The following is a 15394-nucleotide window of genomic DNA, read 5'->3' as shown; positions in this document are numbered from 1 at the left end:
CTAATGTAGAAAGCTGCTTTTATTTATATGTTTCAAAAAATAGTTGCAGTTCCTTAATTAAAGACTCGCTTTTACTTTTTAAGATGCTTCTGTTTTAGAATTATTTTGAAAATAATGATGGATCAATTGAAATAACAGTGCAATTACTAAGCCACAAATTAGACCAATCAGATTATTACTAATTCGTAAGATTCCTGCTGGAACAACACCTAGTAGCAAATAAGCCGCAGATAATGCGCCAAAACAATTTAGAACACTGGCCCAAAAATAACTGCCAGTTAAGCCTAAACCTAAGCCAGCAATTGGTCCTAGTAAAAATATCAACTTACTTGGTAAAAAGTGTAAACAAAAAATAAAAATAGTGGAACCAATCACGACTCCCAAAATTCGAGTTAACCCACGATTAACGACTTGGTGTTCTTGAGGGAGCAAAATTGACATACACGCATACCCCATCCACATTACCCGAGGAACCCGCATTATTTGGCCAAGTGTTAAGGCAATCGTAATCCCAATTGCTAAACGTAACTGCCACCGATAAGTACGTTGCTTAAGCGAATAATTTTTCAAAATGTGATGAAATCGAATCGATTGGTTGGCTTGGTGATGTTTATGAATAAGTACCAACATACAAAAGACGGCTGCTAAACAAATCGCAAGTGTCCGGTTAATTAGCTCAACACCTGTGGTCACGCTATTGCTAGTGATTAAAATATAGCTAAACGCATAAACGCCACCGTTACCAAATTCCGGATACGTCGTCGTTAGCAGAAGAATCACAAACAAGCTGCTAAAGTTGACGACAAAGTATAACCAAATGGGCAAAGTCGTCAAAATAAAGCTATTAATTAAAAAAATACTAAAAACTGTCAACAGCGCTAGGACACTATCGATAATATGATAACCATAGTTGATAAACTTCAGACTCAAAAGGATACAAAAGCTGCCAACACCGACATAGCTATTTGATTGCCCAAATAAAGAACTAAAAAGTGAAATATAAATAATCGCAAATAACAGAATTAAAAAACTCCGTAACACTAAAGCAACAACTAATCTATGTTTTGCTTGGCCAGTTGCTTGGCGAATCATTTGTCGTAACTGAGTCGGATTATATTGCATTTGTTGATAAATTGTCATTTCATCATCCTTACGCTAAGAATTGCGTCGAGCAGTATATCAAACAACTATTTGTTCTGTCAAATTGTAGTACAAAAATGTACCACAATCGGTACCGTCTTTTGAACTGATCTAAACCAGCTCTAGCCGATTTGATAAACAAAAAGCCCCACCCAATCACATCTTACTGTGACTGAGTGGGGCTTAATTAATTCAACTAGCTATCTTATTATTTGTAAGATACAGTTGCGCCAACTTCTTCAAGTTTAGCTTTGATTTGGTCAGCCTCTTCAGGAGTTACGCCTTCTTTAACGATTGAAGGTGCTTTGTCAACTACGCCTTTAGCGTCTTTCAAGCCTAAGCCAGTGATTTCACGGACAGCCTTGATAACCTTAACTTTTTCTTGGCCAACATCAGTTAATTCAACGTTAACTTCTGTAGGAGCAGCATCAGCAGCAGCGCCAGCAGCACCAGCAGCAGCTACAGGAGCAGCAGCTGAAACGCCAAATTCTTCTTCAATTGCTTTAACTAAATCGTTTAATTCTAGGATTGTTGCATCTTTTAATTGATCAACAATTGCTTGTGTATCTAAAGCCATGTTATTTTCCTCCAAATAGAAAATTTAATTTTTTTGTTTGTTTATGCATTATGCAGCTGGTTCATCTTTAGAATCAGCAACAGCCTTAACAGCGTATGCGACGTTGCGAACAGGTGCTTGTAATACAGAAAGTAACATTGATAACAAACCTTCGCGACTTGGCAATGAAGCCAATTCGTTGATTGTTGCAAGATCTGCAACTTTGCCTTCAATGATACCACCCTTGATTTCCAAGGCATCGATGTCTTTTGCATACTTAGCCATAATACGGGCAGGTGCAACAACATCTTCATATGAAAATGCAATTGCAGTAGGACCAGTGAAAGTCTCGTCTAAGCCTTCATAGCCAGCTTTATCAGCAGCACGACGAAGATAAGTGTTCTTGATGACCTTCATCTCAACACCAGCTTCACGTAAGTCCTTACGTAATGCGGTTGCTTGTTCAACGTTTAAACCTAAGTAGTCAACGACGACTGCTGATTTAGCACGGTTGAATTTGTCAACGATTTCTTCAACGGCTTCTGCCTTCTTTGCAATAATTGCTTCGCTCATTTAATTTCACCTCCAGATACTAAATGTATTTTCTCACCATTACCAAATAAAAACCTCTGTGTCCAAAGACACAGAGGTTAACTTGACAGTTATCATCTGGCCTCGGCAGGATATTGAGACTTACGTCACCTGAGTCTTAGGTAGAAAATATTCTTAAATTAAGATAGCACTTAAAATTGATTGTGTCAAATTGACACGACAATTAATTAAAGTGTATTAGTATCAACAGGTAAACCAGGGCCAAATGTTGAAGTCAATGTAACACTCTTCATGTAGTTACCTTTAGCAGCTGCAGGACGAGCACGTAAAATAACTTCGTTAAATGCCTTGAAGTTTTCCAATAATTTAGCATCGTCAAAACTGATCTTGCCGATAGGTGCGTGGATTAAACCAGCTTTATCAACACGATAAGTTACTTGACCAGCTTTAACATCGTTAACAGCCTTTGTAACGTCCATCGTTACAGTACCTGTCTTAGGGTTAGGCATTAAGCCTTTAGGACCTAAGACACGACCTAAACGACCAACTTTAGCCATCATTGGTGGTGTTGCAACAGCAACATCAAAGTCCAACCAGCCATCTTGGATGCGTTGTACTAAGTCGTCTGAACCAACAACATCAGCGCCTGCTTCTTCGGCTGCTTTAGCTTGTGGGCCTTCAGCAAACACGATCACGCGTTGAGTTTTACCAGTACCGTTTGGTAAAACAACGGCACCACGGATTTGTTGGTCAGCTTGTTTAGGATCAACAGAAAGATTGTAAGCAACTTCAACAGTTGCATCAAACTTAGCATAGTCGATCTTCTTTAACAATGCGACTGCTTCATCAGCAGCGTATGTTTTATTCTTTTCAACTTGCTTTAATGCTTCAGTATATTTCTTGCCATGCTTTGACATTAATTTTCCTCCTTGCAAATGTGGTCAAATGGACGATATGATTTGTCCTCCCACTTGATTGAACAACTTTCGCTGTCTATCCGACTGTCAAGTAGCTTAGTCGACTACTTCAAAGCCCATGCTTCTTGCAGTACCTTCAACCATGCGCATTGCTGCTTCTACATCAGCGGCGTTTAGGTCTTGCATTTTGGTCTCAGCGATCTGACGAACTTGATCTTTAGTTACCTTAGCAACCTTCTTAGTGTTAGGTTCGCCTGAACCATGTTCTACACCGGCAGCCTTCTTCAAAAGAATTGCAGCTGGTGGTGTCTTTGTAATGAAGTCAAATGAACGATCTTCATATACAGTGATAACAACAGGAATAATCATACCTGCTTGATCAGCAGTCCGCGCATTAAAGTCTTTTGTAAAGCCCATAATATTAATACCGGCTTGACCTAATGCTGGACCTACTGGAGGAGCAGGTGTTGCTTTTCCTGCAGGGATTTGTAACTTAACAACGTTTGCTACTTTTTTTGCCACGAGACAAAACCTCCTTAGTCCGTGTTGTGGTTATGATGGAGATGTTAATTTCTCCTCCCACATGTATCAAAACATACTTGAATAATATAGCATACCTTGCCACAAACGGCAACTGCTTTATGCTAATTTATCAACTTGGTCAAAATCAAGTTCAGTACTTGTTTCACGGCCAAACATATCAATGTTAACTTTTAACTTCAATTTTTCTGGGTCAACTTCAGTAATCTTACCAGTCAAATTAGCAAAAGCACCTTCAACAATCTTAACAGTCTCACCGGCCTCAAAGTCAACATCACTATGACGTTTGCTCATACCTAAGCTGTGTAAGATTTGTTCAACTTCACTGTCTAATAAAGGTGCTGGTTTACTACCTGCACCGTGACTGCCGACAAAACCCGTTACGCCAGGTGTATTACGTACGATAAACCATGCTTGGTCAGTCATGACCATTTCAACTAACACATAGCCAGGGAAAGTTTTTTGCATTTCAGTTTTTTCTTTACCGTTTTTAATTTCGTGTTCTTCTTGTTCAGGCACAATCACACGGAAGATGTTATTTTCCATTCCCATTGATGTTGACCGTGATTCAAGGTTAGCTTTAACTTTATTTTCGTAACCAGAATATGTATGTAAAACATACCAGCTCTTTTTGATCGATTCGACCATGATAATCATCCTTTTTCCCAAAATAAAAAAACTTCGCACACAACGAAGTTTTTCCTCAATAGTTCTATTCTAACAGACTCTAAGAAATAATCAATCAATTAACGTCTTACTTGAGAATAAAACGTGTAATCACTTGATTCAAAGCGAAATCAGATAGCGCGAAGAATAAGGCAAACAAGATTGACGTTGAAACTACAATCCAACTATCATGCCGTGTTTGTTTCATTGTTGGCCATTCAACCAACTTCATTTCATGTCCAACACTACCGAAAAATTTAAAAAGTCGTTTCATGTTTGCTACTCCTCACTCAATCTAGATTAACGTGTTTCTTTATGCAAAGTATGTTTGCCACAATGTTTACAAAACTTGCGGACTTCAAGACGTTCGGTGCGTTGTGTGTTCTCTGCGATCATATAATTACGAGAACCACAGACTGTACATGCTAACGCTACTTTTTTTCCAGACATAACTTACCACCTTAATTAATATCAATATTGTATTATAAATGCCTTAATAAAGCAACTGCCGTCTGTCATCTCAAGCCTTAAACATCCACCTGATGAGCCTGCAAATAAGCTATTTTTGCTGCACGCGTTTTTTGTTTAAACTTTGCTTCAAAACTTAGAGCACTTGATTTATCGGTAAACTCTTGCTGGTAAATTAACTTAACCGGGCGACGGGTCTTCGTGTACTTGGCGCCTTTACCAGCATTGTGGGTAGCAACTCTTTTAGCAACGTTATTGGATGAACCTGTGTAAAGCGTGCCGTCTGCACATAACACCACATAGCAATAATACATTTCTTTAACTTCTTTCCGTTCCATAAAGAATTTTTTGAACTTCGGGGCGATATTGATTATCCGCTGTGTACACCGTTAATGGTGGTAAAATTCGCACACCATTAGGACGGCCATCTTTAATAGCATCGATCAAAACCATGTTGGCTTCACGGTCAGCTTTCGGATAAACAAAGCGCAATTGTTTCAAGGCAAAACGATTTTGCTGTAAGGCCACAATAATCTCGTCTAAGCGTTCTGGACGGTGGACCATATACAGATGCCCATTAGTCTTTAATAAACGGCTACTGGTGTTTAGAACTTGATTTAAAGTCGTTTTTAACTCATGACGAGCAATGGCATAATGAGGATTCGGATTTTTAACACTATCTGGCCGATCAGCAAAATATGGTGGGTTACAGGTCACCACGTCGGCAAAATCGGCGCCAATTTTTTGTGGTGCTTCTTTCAAATCTAGATTGTGAACGATAACTTGATCAGTCAACTGATTTAAGGCTACTGATCGTTGTGCCATATCCGCCAGTTTTGCTTGGATCTCAACTAAGTCAATCTGTTGTTGCGTATAGCGACTCAAAAATAGCCCCACTGCCCCATTGCCCGCACATAAATCAACTAATCGAGTCTTCTTAGTCACATGAGCAAAATCGGCTAGTAACACAGCATCTAATGAAAATGAAAAGACGGTATCACTTTGAATAATCTTTACGCCACCATTAAATAATTGATCCACTCGCTCGCTCATTTGCTCATCCCTTTGTTTGCTTTTAAAATAACGATAATAAATATTATTATACCAAATGAAATTTTTTTGATATAATCTTTTCGTTACGGATAATGAAAATAAGGTGAAAAAATGTTTTATAAAATCATTCGACCAATCGCGCGCTTTATCGTTTGGTTATTAAACGGGCGCACTAAAATTATCGATAAAGATAAGCTACCTGAAGGTTCCTATGTCTTAGTTGCCCCCCATCGTACTTGGTGGGAACCAATTATCTTTGCTCTAGCAGCTAGCCCGAAGGAATTCTCCTTCATGGCCAAAAAGGAACTGTTCAAAAATCCAATTCTTGGTTGGATTTTACGCCATGCGCATGCATTTCCAGTTGATCGCTTCAATCCTGGCCCTTCTGCCATTAAAACACCAGTCAGAACACTTAAAGAAGGTCAACTCTCCTTAATTATGTTTCCTTCTGGCACACGTTATTCTGCAGAGTTAAAAGGTGGCGCTGCTTTAATTGCTAAGTTGGCTAAAGTGCCTTTATTACCAGCTGTTTACCAAGGACCAACCACCTTTAAGGGTTTCTTGAAACATCAGAACGTCACAATTGGCTTTGGCGATCCCATTATGGTCGATCGAAGGCTTAAGCTCGATGAAGCTGGTGCTGACCAAGTTAACCAACAAATGGAAGCCGCTTGGCAAGCGATCGATCAAAAGATTGACCCTAATTTCAAGTATCAACCTGATCAAAAGAAACTGGACCAAGAAAAATCCGAAAACAAATTTAAATAATAGTTTAATAAATTAATTAAAAGGCCACTTAGAAAGATAAATCTTTCTAAGTGGCCTTTTAATTTGAATAACCGCTCACCTAATTAGTCAGTTACTACCAAACAATAAAAAAATACAGGCAAAAGCTCGCCTGTATAAAAACGTGTGTTCATTATTTTTTGCTGCTTTTAGCTTGTTGAGCCTTCATTGCAGTCATCATTTGATGCAACTTCTTCTCAGATGGTTTTTGCCCCATTTGGACCATCATTGTCCGCATCATATCTTCATTTACAGGTGGATTATCTTGTAGATATTTCTTCATATAAGCACGAGCGCCAAAGAATCCAGCGACTGCGCCACCAATAACACCAAGAATAATTAAGAATACAGCTAAGCCTACACTCATCATTACGACACAAACTCCTTAAAATAAATTCTGCTACTATTTTACCCATGAAACCGTTAAATATGCAAGCTAATCCGTTAATAATATGCAAATTGTCTCGTTTATCTTATTCAAAACAGCCCACTCACGACATGTGTTAACAACACGATTAGTCGTCGTCACGCAAACCTTTTTCTTTTTGAATTCGGCGAACTTTTTTAGGGGTAACTTCTTTACCCTCTTTGTCAAAAACTCGTAAGTTTTCGACTTGCGTACGGAAACCAGCCTTGAATTCCTTAAGATAAGCCTTACGTAAGTCAGCACGTTCAGCTTCCTCTTTTTCTGTTAATTCACCATTTTTTGCTTTAGCAGCAAGTTCGTTAATCCGTGCAATTAATTTTGGATCGATCTCTGACATTGTAACAACTCCTATAATTTTATTTGATTGATAAAATCGTTAAATACGAACATAAGTTTGATTTTTACTAATACTTATGATAAATTAATATTAACATATAATTGAGGTGTCATATGACTAAAACAGTTAGTTCTAAACAATTAGAAGTGCTCCAATATATTTATGATACAGTATCTGATCGCGGCTATCCACCTACGGTTCGGGAAATCGGTGCGGCGGTTAATTTGTCGTCCACTTCTACTGTTCATGGTCATTTATCTCGGCTTGAAAAAAAAGGACTTTTGGAGCGTGATCCTACTAAACCACGCGCAATTGAGGTGACGGCCGAGGGTTTAGAAGAATTAGGCATTAAGAAACAAGCTATTCCGGTTTTAGGTGTGGTAACTGCCGGTGAACCTATTTTAGCAGTTGAGGAAGCGACAGACTACTTCCCACTACCCCCTGAATTAAATGTTGATGATAACAACCTATTCATGCTGACTATTCGTGGTGAAAGTATGATTAATGCAGGTATTTTAAATGGAGATCAAGTGATTGTTCGACAACAACGTGATGCCAAAAATGGTGATATCGTCATTGCCATGACCGATCAAGATGAAGCAACTTGTAAACGATTCTTTAAAGAAGATGGTCACATTCGTTTACAACCTGAAAACGATACTATGGCACCAATTATTTTGCCTGATGTTACAATTTTAGGAAAAGTGGTTAGCTTATACCGTTCTCATATTTAATTAACACCTACAATCATCTAAAAAATCCTGAAGCAATTGGTTTTAACCAAATTGTTTCAGGATCTTTTTAGTTTAAATCGTATTCATCAGTACCGCCTTGTTCGCCGAGCACTAATTCTAAATTCTTGATGCGTTCATCTAGTGGTGGATGATCATCCATCATTCTTGCCCACCAAGAACGTTTCCCTTCTTTGCCAAAAAGCGGTTCAACTAACATAAGTTGTGACGTATTTGGCGATAAGACCTTTGCATTAGGTACTGGTCCTTCTAACTTTTTAAAAGCCTTAATTAAACCCATCGGATTACCAGTCAACTCAGCACCAGAAACATCAGCCAGTGCTTCACGTTTTCTGGAAACAAACTTTTCCAACAAATAACTTAAGGGAATACCTAAGACAATAATTAAGCCGCCAATTGCCATCATTGCAATCCCAATTAATTGCGTATAATTAGAATCTCGATCGCTATCACTACTACGCCGACCGCCAAAAGCATACATCATGCTTTGACCAACGCGCAATAAACCGTAGCCCAAAATTGTAATGAAACCAACTAAGGCAATCGATAAGGTACTGATTCGAATATCATAATTCTTAATATGGCTCATTTCATGGCCAATAACACCTTCTAATTCTTCCCGGTCCATCAGGTCGATTAGCCCTTGCGTTACCGCAACACTTGCCTTCTCTGGGCTCATGCCAGTGGCAAAAGCATTAGGTGAAGGATCAGGGACAATATAAACTTTAGGCATTGGTAACCCAGCTGCTAAACTCATTTCAGTTACAATGTTATAGACCTTTTTGTAATCTGGATTAGCTATATCTTCACCAATTTCTGCGCCTTTATTCATACGCAAAATATTTTGCCCATTTTGCCAATATTGAATTGCAATATAAAGCCCCAAAATCACTTCTAAAATTCCCAACCACAACAACGGCTGATAAGGATTATTAGAATCTTGAAAATTACCAAAAACCAATACTAAGATGACAAAAATAACATTAATCATCCCAAAAAAGGCAATAATTGCCCAAATCGAACGTTTTTTATTAGCTTGGACCTGTGCCTCAAGTGTATCTAAATGATTATGCATTGAACTAACTCACCTTCTGTCGTTTAGTATTTCTAAATCCCTTACTAAAACTTAACTTCGGGTGCTGTTTTTGTTGCTTCTTCAACTGGTAATTGTTCTTTCTTAGTAAAGTGGAACATGCCAGCAAAAATATTAGTTGGGAAAACTTCAACCTTATTGTTGTAATCACGAATCGTACGATTATAGTTAGTCCGTGAAGCAGCAACGCGATTTTCTGTACTGGTTAATTCTTCTTGAAGTTGACTGAAATTTTGTGAAGCTTTTAAATCAGGATAACTTTCAGAAACAGCAAATAAGTGACCCAAAACAGAACTAGCTTGAGCATCAGCTTGAGCACGAGCAGCAATGGTTTGATTCTCATCCCCCATGACACTAGCTTGCTTTTCCAAGTCAGCTAATGGATTAGCTTGGCCGTTAGCCACACCGCGAGCGGCGATGGCATCCATTAAAGTATCATGTTCATGCTTAGCATAACCTTTAACAGTATTAACCAAGTTAGGAATTAAATCAGCACGACGCTTTAATTGAACCCCGATCTGACTTTCAGCTTCTTCAGTTAAGTTACGCGCTTTAACTAAGCCATTGTATAGACCGGCAATTAATAGAACTAAGACTACGATAATAATAAGTGCAATAATCATTCTAAATTCCCTCTTTCTCTTAAGATAACTCTCATTTTACCATGTTATGACTGAATACACCTTATAAAAGCCGAATTGTTTAATCGTTTGCTTAAAAAATTTCTTATCATTAGCGTCGATTTTATAAGTCAACTGACTTCAAAAATTCAGTAACCGTTTGATAATAACCACTTTTATCAGTTGTAATGGCTTTGGCGTGAGCAGCACCCTTAACTAAAAAGAGTCGGTCTTTTGCATTATTGCCACGATGAGCGGCATATAATTGTTTCACCATTGCGGTAGGTACAAAGTCATCTTTGGTGCCATGAATGAATAATGTTGGTAAATGTGATTTCTTTAATGCTTGCAGCGCATCGGCTTGACCAAGAAAATAACCGGCCCGAGCTTTTGTTACTAGACTAGTCACAGGAATTGCAGCGACAGTTGGCACTTTAGGAAACATTTGATGTTGTTGGTAAGTTAACTCGGCCTTAGCCGTTGTGTAACCACAATCTTCAATAACCGCTTTAACTTGTTGCGGTAATTGCTCGCCAGAAGTCATCATGACAGTTGCCGCCCCCATACTGACGCCAAATAAAACAATTTCTGAATCGGCACCATTTTTCTGAAGCACTTGTTTAATCCAAAGTTGATAATCTTTTCTTTCTGGCCAACCATAGCCAACATAATTACCTTCACTTTGTCCATGACCACGAGCATCAGGTAAAAGGACGTTGTAACCTAATTTATAGAACAAACTAGCATATAAGCCCATATCTTGACGGCTACCCATATAGCCATGAGCGATAATAACTGTTTTCTTAGCATGATTATTAATATAATCAGCCTTCAACGCCAAATGATCTGTTGATTCTTGTGACCAAGTTTCTTTGTGGACTTTATTTTTAAACCAATTTAAATCTGAATAATTTGGATCTCTTGCTTTTAATGATTCAGCTTTAGCGATGAAAGATTTCGGACTATTACTAACTGCATAGTCATAGAAATAATTCCCCACTACTAATTCAATCGCTAACCCTGCAGCTACAACAATTCCTAATGTCACTAATAGTTTCTTCATTGCTTGGTTCCCCCCAATTAATCCTACCTGTTTTCACTGAACGGTAGTTGTTTAAATTGTAATTTAAAGCTATTCAAGTCACAACTACTTTGTCCTCAAAATTATTTTGAGCAAACAAAAAAGCATTGAACTTAATAAAGTCCAATACTTTTTTGCGTAACAAGTGATATTAACGTTGGCGTTCTTTGATACGAGCTGCCTTACCACGTAATGCACGTAAGTAGTACAACTTAGCACGACGAACACGACCGTGACGAGTTACTTCAAGTTTAGCAACACGTGGTGAGTGTAATGGGAATGTACGTTCCACACCAACACCATTACTGATCTTACGAACAGTATAAGTTTGGCTAATGCCAACACCACGGCGTTTGATAACAACACCTTCAAAAATCTGGATACGTTCGCGAGTACCTTCGACGATACGGGCATGAACTTTGACTGTGTCACCAGCACGGAAATCTGGAAGATCTGTGCGTAATTGTGACTTAGTAATTTCTGAAATCAATGGATTCATTTGTTTTCTCCCTTTCACAGATATTCATATGTTCCCTTATGTAAAACACAGCGGAATACCGTTGTTATGTGGTCACTACCACGAGTTCTTATTCTATCACAAGTCAGTAAAGTCTGACAAGTCATCACGTGCTTTCAATTGACGAACCAAGCGATTAATTTCAGGATCGTCAATCTCGGCTAATAAATCGGGCCGCTTTTGTAATGTTTTCCAAACGGCTGCTTTTAAACGCCACTGCGCAATTAATTGATGATTACCATTGGTTAACACTTCCGGTACCTTTTCACCATGATAATCAGCGGGACGCGTATACTGCGGATATTCTAATAAACCTTGTGCAAAAGAATCAGTCGCTGCTGATTCTTGACTGCCTAAAACACCTGGTATTTGACGAGCAATGGCATCAATCATGACCATTGCTGGTAATTCGCCACCTGTTAAGACATAATCACCTAAAGAAATCTGATCAGTCGCCATTGAGTAAACCCGCTGGTCAAAACCTTCATAATGACCACAAATAAAAGTTAGATGTTGACTTTGAGCCAATTCAACTGCATATTGATGATCAAATTTGCGGCCGGCTGGATCAAGAATAATAACGCGATCAGCTTGACCGTGTTCTGCATTAACATGAGCTAAAGCATCTGCAATTGGCTGAACTTGCAATAACATGCCGGCACCGCCACCATAAGGCGTGTCATCGACACTATGGTGTTTATTTTTAGTGAAGTCACGGAAATTGGTGACATCAATTTTAAGCAAGTCTTTTTCTTGGGCTTTGCCAATTAACGAATAATCCAACGCAGTAAACATTTCTGGAAATAAACTTAAAATATCAATCTGCATTTAATCATCCAATCCTTCGGGTACTTCGACATAAGCTTTTTTGGCAGGAACATCAATTTTTAAGACGACTGATTTTAAAAATGGCAATAATAAATCTTTTTGCCCTGGACGACCAATTATCCATACATCATTGGCACCAGGTGCTAAGATTTCTTTGACCTTGCCAATTTCCTGGCCACTATCTTGATCAATAATCGTCATGCCAACAATATCATGGTAGTAATACTCACCATCATCTAGATCATGCTGATCTTCTTCACTAACATATAATTTTTGTTTCAAAAATGGTTCTACTAAATTAATATCCTGATAATCAACGAATGACAGCAAATACATTCCCTTGTGTTGACGAACAGAACTAATTGTCAAAGGTAACCATTGTTGATTTTGCTTTAAAAAGAGTTGGGTACCCTTTTGAAAACGTTCCTTAGGAAAGTCCGTTGTTGCAAAAACTTTAACTTCACCTTTAAGTGCATGTGTGCTGACAATTGTGCCCACGTCATAATAATTAGCCATGTTCATCCTCACTTATGATTTAAAATAAAAGAAAAGGACCAGGGACAAATATCCCAGATCCTATTCTCCCATACTTATTTATCGACAATATTCAAGCGAATACGTTTACCATTGTCCAATCGAATGCCATAGATCAATGTTCGAATAGCTTGAGCAACACGCCCCTGCTTACCGATAACACGACCAATATCTTTACGATTAAGCGACAGATTATAAGTTGTAAAACGAGCATCCTCAACAGTATCAATCGTCAATTCATCGGGCATTGTAATCAAAGGCGATACGATTGCGCTGATCAATTCACTTACTTCTGCTGATTTCATCGTCTAATTACTTCTTTTCGAAACGTAATTCGTGATATTTCTTCATGATACCTTGTGAAGAAAGCAAGTTACGAACGGTGTCGGATGGTTGAGCACCTTTTTGTAACCAGTCTAAGATAACTTCTTCGTTTAATTTTAATTGTTCTGGGTTGCTGATTGGGTTGTAGTAACCAACTTCTTCGATGAAGCGGCCATCACGTGGTGAACGTGAGTCAGCAACAACGAGACGATAGAAAGGTTTACGTTTTGAGCCCATACGGCGCATACGGATTTTAACAGCCATGAATAAATTTCCTCCTAAAAATAACTAACATAAATAATATACCAGCATCATTGTTCAATGTAAAGACTTTTTTCTTTACAGGTGAAATAAAATGAATCTTGGGAATTTAACGTTTTTTCTTCGTGCCTTTGGGAAATACGCCGGTGGAACGCTGCGAGTTTGCTTTGAGTCAAATAAAAACCATTTGTCTCAAGCACAAACTTTCTTGTAAATGGTAAACCATTAACAAGAATTCCGCGGCTGACCGCGATTTCCCTTCGGCACTGACGAATGAGATTCAGAACAACTTAACAACAGTTTTTTACTTCTAAAAATTGGAAGTGATTTAATCACACCCTTGTCAGTGCTGGAGCAAAGTTGCCTTCAGTGGTGAAATTACTGTTAGCAATTTATTGCTTACAGTAAGACCTGTCTTAAAGACAATCTCCGATTGGCTTCAAGCAGCGTCCACCACGTTCCATGCGCAACCTTTGCGGAAACACGAAGGAACAAGCACAAATTAAGACTTAAAACGTTTAGCGTTTTTGAGACGTTTCTTCTTGTTCTTCTTTTGTTTACGCACCATAGAATTCATTGCCATCTTACCCATGCGGCCTTGAATACCACTACCAAACATGTTTTCCATGCCGTTGAAGTTGCCTTTAGACATCTTATTCATCATATCGCGAGATTGTTTGAATTGCTTAATCATACGGTTGACTTCTTGGACGCTACGACCAGAACCAGCCGCAATGCGCCGCCGCCGGCTTGGATTTAATAAATCTGGATCTTCACGTTCTTTAGGTGTCATTGAATAAACAATCGCTTTGATATGATCAATATCTTTAGGATCCATCTTAACGTTCTTCAAAGCGGGATTATTAGCCATCCCGGGGATCATCTTCATAATATCTTCAATTGGTCCCATGTTTTGAATTTGATCCATTTGCTCGACAAAATCGTTAAAATCAAAACTATTTTCTTTGATTTTACGCGCCATGTCTTCGGCTTGTTTCTCATCATAATCTTGTTGAGCTTTCTCAATCAAGGTCATCATGTCGCCCATGCCTAAAATCCGGTCGGCCATTCGATCTGGATAGAAGACATCAATTGCATCAAGCTTTTCACCTTGACCGACAAACTTAATTGGCTTACCTGTAACTGAACGGATTGATAGAGCCGCACCACCACGAGTGTCACCATCTAACTTCGTTAAAACAACGCCGGTAATATCTAAGCGTTCGTTAAAACCTTCGGCAACTTGAGTCGCAACTTGACCAGTCATGGCATCAACCACTAAGAGAATTTCATTTGGTTGGGCCAGTTCTTTAATGTTCGATAACTCTTGCATTAATTGTTCGTCAATTTCCAAACGACCGGCGGTATCAATGATGACATAATCATTCTTTTTAGCCGCTGCTTCTGCTAAACCTTGGCGCACAATGTCAACCGGGTCATGGTCGGTACCCATTTCAAAGACCGGCACACCGACTTGTTGACCAACAGTAACTAACTGATCAACGGCAGCAGGACGATAAATATCGGCAGCAATCATTAATGGTCGAGCTTTTTCGTCTTGGATTAATCGCTTAGCTAATTTACCAGCAGTCGTCGTTTTACCTGCACCTTGTAAACCAACCATCATGATAATCGTTGGAATGTGTTCAGATTTATTTAGTGGAACAGCTGCATCGCCCATGACATTAACCAATTCATCATGAACGATCTTGACGATTTGTTGAGCTGGAGTCAAGCTATCTAAAACTTCACTACCTACTGCTTTTTCGCGAACTGTCTTAACGAACTTCTTTACAACATCGAAATTAACGTCGGCTTCTAATAACGCCAGACGAATTTCGCGCATTGCATCGCGAACGTCGCTTTCAGTGACCTTTCCTTTTTTTCTTAAGCCATTAAATGCATTTTGGAGACGCTCTGTTAAACCTTCAAATGCCATCAG

23 protein-coding genes and 1 other annotated feature are annotated in these 15394 nt (G+C 38.8%); of the genes, 2 read left to right on the top strand and 21 right to left on the bottom strand.

Annotated features, from left to right (window positions below):
• Positions 1 to 78 precede the first annotated feature (78 nt).
• From FC84_RS01910 to FC84_RS01870, 10 genes are all read right to left on the bottom strand, one after another.
• Entirely contained in the window at positions 79 to 1140 is a 1062-nt protein-coding gene (locus tag FC84_RS01910; protein ID WP_057754542.1) for an FUSC family protein, read from the bottom strand.
• A gap of 208 nt (positions 1141 to 1348) precedes the next feature.
• The gene (gene rplL, locus FC84_RS01905; protein WP_057754539.1) at positions 1349 to 1717 is read right to left on the bottom strand and encodes a 50S ribosomal protein L7/L12; all 369 of its coding nucleotides are present in this window, start codon (positions 1715 to 1717) and stop codon (positions 1349 to 1351) included.
• Between the two features lie 48 nt (positions 1718 to 1765).
• Complete coding sequence (rplJ, locus tag FC84_RS01900) at positions 1766 to 2269, bottom strand: 50S ribosomal protein L10 (protein ID WP_057754536.1); 504 nt, start codon at positions 2267 to 2269, stop codon at positions 1766 to 1768.
• A gap of 38 nt (positions 2270 to 2307) precedes the next feature.
• Positions 2308 to 2428 (bottom strand) — a sequence feature (ribosomal protein L10 leader region).
• Positions 2429 to 2475: 47 nt separating this feature from the next.
• Positions 2476 to 3165 (bottom strand): 50S ribosomal protein L1, encoded by a 690-nt coding sequence (rplA, locus tag FC84_RS01895; RefSeq protein ID WP_057754533.1) that lies wholly within the window; start codon positions 3163 to 3165, stop codon positions 2476 to 2478.
• Between the two features lie 96 nt (positions 3166 to 3261).
• Positions 3262 to 3687: a 50S ribosomal protein L11 gene (gene rplK, locus FC84_RS01890; RefSeq protein WP_057754530.1), complete on the bottom strand. Its 426-nt coding sequence runs from the start codon at positions 3685 to 3687 to the stop codon at positions 3262 to 3264.
• Positions 3688 to 3804: 117 nt separating this feature from the next.
• Positions 3805 to 4353, bottom strand: coding sequence for a transcription termination/antitermination protein NusG (nusG, locus tag FC84_RS01885; protein WP_057754528.1), 549 nt, complete (start codon positions 4351 to 4353; stop codon positions 3805 to 3807).
• 106 nt (positions 4354 to 4459) lie between these two features.
• Positions 4460 to 4645 (bottom strand): preprotein translocase subunit SecE, encoded by a 186-nt coding sequence (gene secE / locus FC84_RS01880; protein ID WP_057754525.1) that lies wholly within the window; start codon positions 4643 to 4645, stop codon positions 4460 to 4462.
• Between the two features lie 26 nt (positions 4646 to 4671).
• A complete protein-coding gene (rpmG, locus tag FC84_RS08820; RefSeq protein WP_083479494.1) occupies positions 4672 to 4821 on the bottom strand; it encodes a 50S ribosomal protein L33 in 150 nt (49 codons plus the stop codon).
• Between the two features lie 77 nt (positions 4822 to 4898).
• Entirely contained in the window at positions 4899 to 5177 is a 279-nt protein-coding gene (locus tag FC84_RS01875) for a GIY-YIG nuclease family protein (RefSeq protein ID WP_057754523.1), read from the bottom strand.
• Positions 5158 to 5892, bottom strand: coding sequence for a tRNA1(Val) (adenine(37)-N6)-methyltransferase (locus FC84_RS01870; protein ID WP_057754520.1), 735 nt, complete (start codon positions 5890 to 5892; stop codon positions 5158 to 5160). Before FC84_RS01870 ends, FC84_RS01875 begins: the two co-directional genes overlap by 20 nt.
• 111 nt (positions 5893 to 6003) lie before the next feature.
• Here FC84_RS01870 and FC84_RS01865 point away from each other — a divergent pair, with 111 nt between their 5' ends.
• Complete coding sequence (locus tag FC84_RS01865; RefSeq protein WP_057754517.1) at positions 6004 to 6660, top strand: lysophospholipid acyltransferase family protein; 657 nt, start codon at positions 6004 to 6006, stop codon at positions 6658 to 6660.
• A 151-nt stretch (positions 6661 to 6811) separates the two neighbouring features.
• Here the strand turns inward: FC84_RS01865 and FC84_RS01860 are convergent, their stop codons facing one another.
• Together FC84_RS01860 and FC84_RS01855 are read right to left on the bottom strand one after the other, a co-directional pair.
• Positions 6812 to 7045 carry a YneF family protein gene (locus tag FC84_RS01860; protein WP_057754555.1) on the bottom strand — a complete coding sequence of 78 codons (234 nt, stop codon included), beginning with the start codon at positions 7043 to 7045 and terminating at the stop codon, positions 6812 to 6814.
• A gap of 148 nt (positions 7046 to 7193) precedes the next feature.
• Positions 7194 to 7442 carry a DUF896 domain-containing protein gene (locus tag FC84_RS01855; protein WP_057754514.1) on the bottom strand — a complete coding sequence of 83 codons (249 nt, stop codon included), beginning with the start codon at positions 7440 to 7442 and terminating at the stop codon, positions 7194 to 7196.
• A 113-nt stretch (positions 7443 to 7555) separates the two neighbouring features.
• On the opposite strand from FC84_RS01855, the gene lexA reads away from it, so the two are divergent.
• Positions 7556 to 8176, top strand: a complete 621-nt coding sequence (lexA, locus tag FC84_RS01850) for a transcriptional repressor LexA (RefSeq protein WP_057754512.1) — start codon at positions 7556 to 7558, stop codon at positions 8174 to 8176.
• A 67-nt stretch (positions 8177 to 8243) separates the two neighbouring features.
• On the opposite strand, the gene FC84_RS01845 is transcribed toward lexA, so the two are convergent.
• From FC84_RS01845 to ffh, 9 genes are all read right to left on the bottom strand, one after another.
• Positions 8244 to 9269 carry a M48 family metallopeptidase gene (locus tag FC84_RS01845; RefSeq protein WP_057754509.1) on the bottom strand — a complete coding sequence of 342 codons (1026 nt, stop codon included), beginning with the start codon at positions 9267 to 9269 and terminating at the stop codon, positions 8244 to 8246.
• A 44-nt stretch (positions 9270 to 9313) separates the two neighbouring features.
• The gene (locus FC84_RS01840; RefSeq protein WP_057754508.1) at positions 9314 to 9910 is read right to left on the bottom strand and encodes a LemA family protein; all 597 of its coding nucleotides are present in this window, start codon (positions 9908 to 9910) and stop codon (positions 9314 to 9316) included.
• A 121-nt stretch (positions 9911 to 10031) separates the two neighbouring features.
• Positions 10032 to 10955 carry an alpha/beta hydrolase gene (locus FC84_RS01835; RefSeq protein WP_404804621.1) on the bottom strand — a complete coding sequence of 308 codons (924 nt, stop codon included), beginning with the start codon at positions 10953 to 10955 and terminating at the stop codon, positions 10032 to 10034.
• 184 nt (positions 10956 to 11139) lie between these two features.
• Positions 11140 to 11487: a 50S ribosomal protein L19 gene (gene rplS / locus FC84_RS01830; protein WP_057754502.1), complete on the bottom strand. Its 348-nt coding sequence runs from the start codon at positions 11485 to 11487 to the stop codon at positions 11140 to 11142.
• Between the two features lie 96 nt (positions 11488 to 11583).
• Positions 11584 to 12333 carry a tRNA (guanosine(37)-N1)-methyltransferase TrmD gene (trmD, locus tag FC84_RS01825; protein WP_057754499.1) on the bottom strand — a complete coding sequence of 250 codons (750 nt, stop codon included), beginning with the start codon at positions 12331 to 12333 and terminating at the stop codon, positions 11584 to 11586.
• Positions 12334 to 12849, bottom strand: coding sequence for a ribosome maturation factor RimM (gene rimM / locus FC84_RS01820; RefSeq protein WP_057754497.1), 516 nt, complete (start codon positions 12847 to 12849; stop codon positions 12334 to 12336).
• 74 nt (positions 12850 to 12923) lie between these two features.
• The gene (locus FC84_RS01815; protein ID WP_057754494.1) at positions 12924 to 13172 is read right to left on the bottom strand and encodes a KH domain-containing protein; all 249 of its coding nucleotides are present in this window, start codon (positions 13170 to 13172) and stop codon (positions 12924 to 12926) included.
• A gap of 7 nt (positions 13173 to 13179) precedes the next feature.
• The gene (gene rpsP, locus FC84_RS01810) at positions 13180 to 13455 is read right to left on the bottom strand and encodes a 30S ribosomal protein S16 (RefSeq protein ID WP_057754492.1); all 276 of its coding nucleotides are present in this window, start codon (positions 13453 to 13455) and stop codon (positions 13180 to 13182) included.
• A gap of 499 nt (positions 13456 to 13954) precedes the next feature.
• Positions 13955 to 15391 (bottom strand): signal recognition particle protein, encoded by a 1437-nt coding sequence (gene ffh, locus FC84_RS01805; protein ID WP_057754488.1) that lies wholly within the window; start codon positions 15389 to 15391, stop codon positions 13955 to 13957.
• Positions 15392 to 15394 lie beyond the last annotated feature (3 nt).

The sequence above is a fragment of the Lapidilactobacillus dextrinicus DSM 20335 genome, assembly GCF_001436095.1.
Lineage (GTDB): Bacteria > Bacillota > Bacilli > Lactobacillales > Lactobacillaceae > Lapidilactobacillus > Lapidilactobacillus dextrinicus.
The sequence above is the reverse complement of the archived record's forward strand: the minus strand, read 5'-3'. Positions and strand labels throughout refer to the sequence as shown.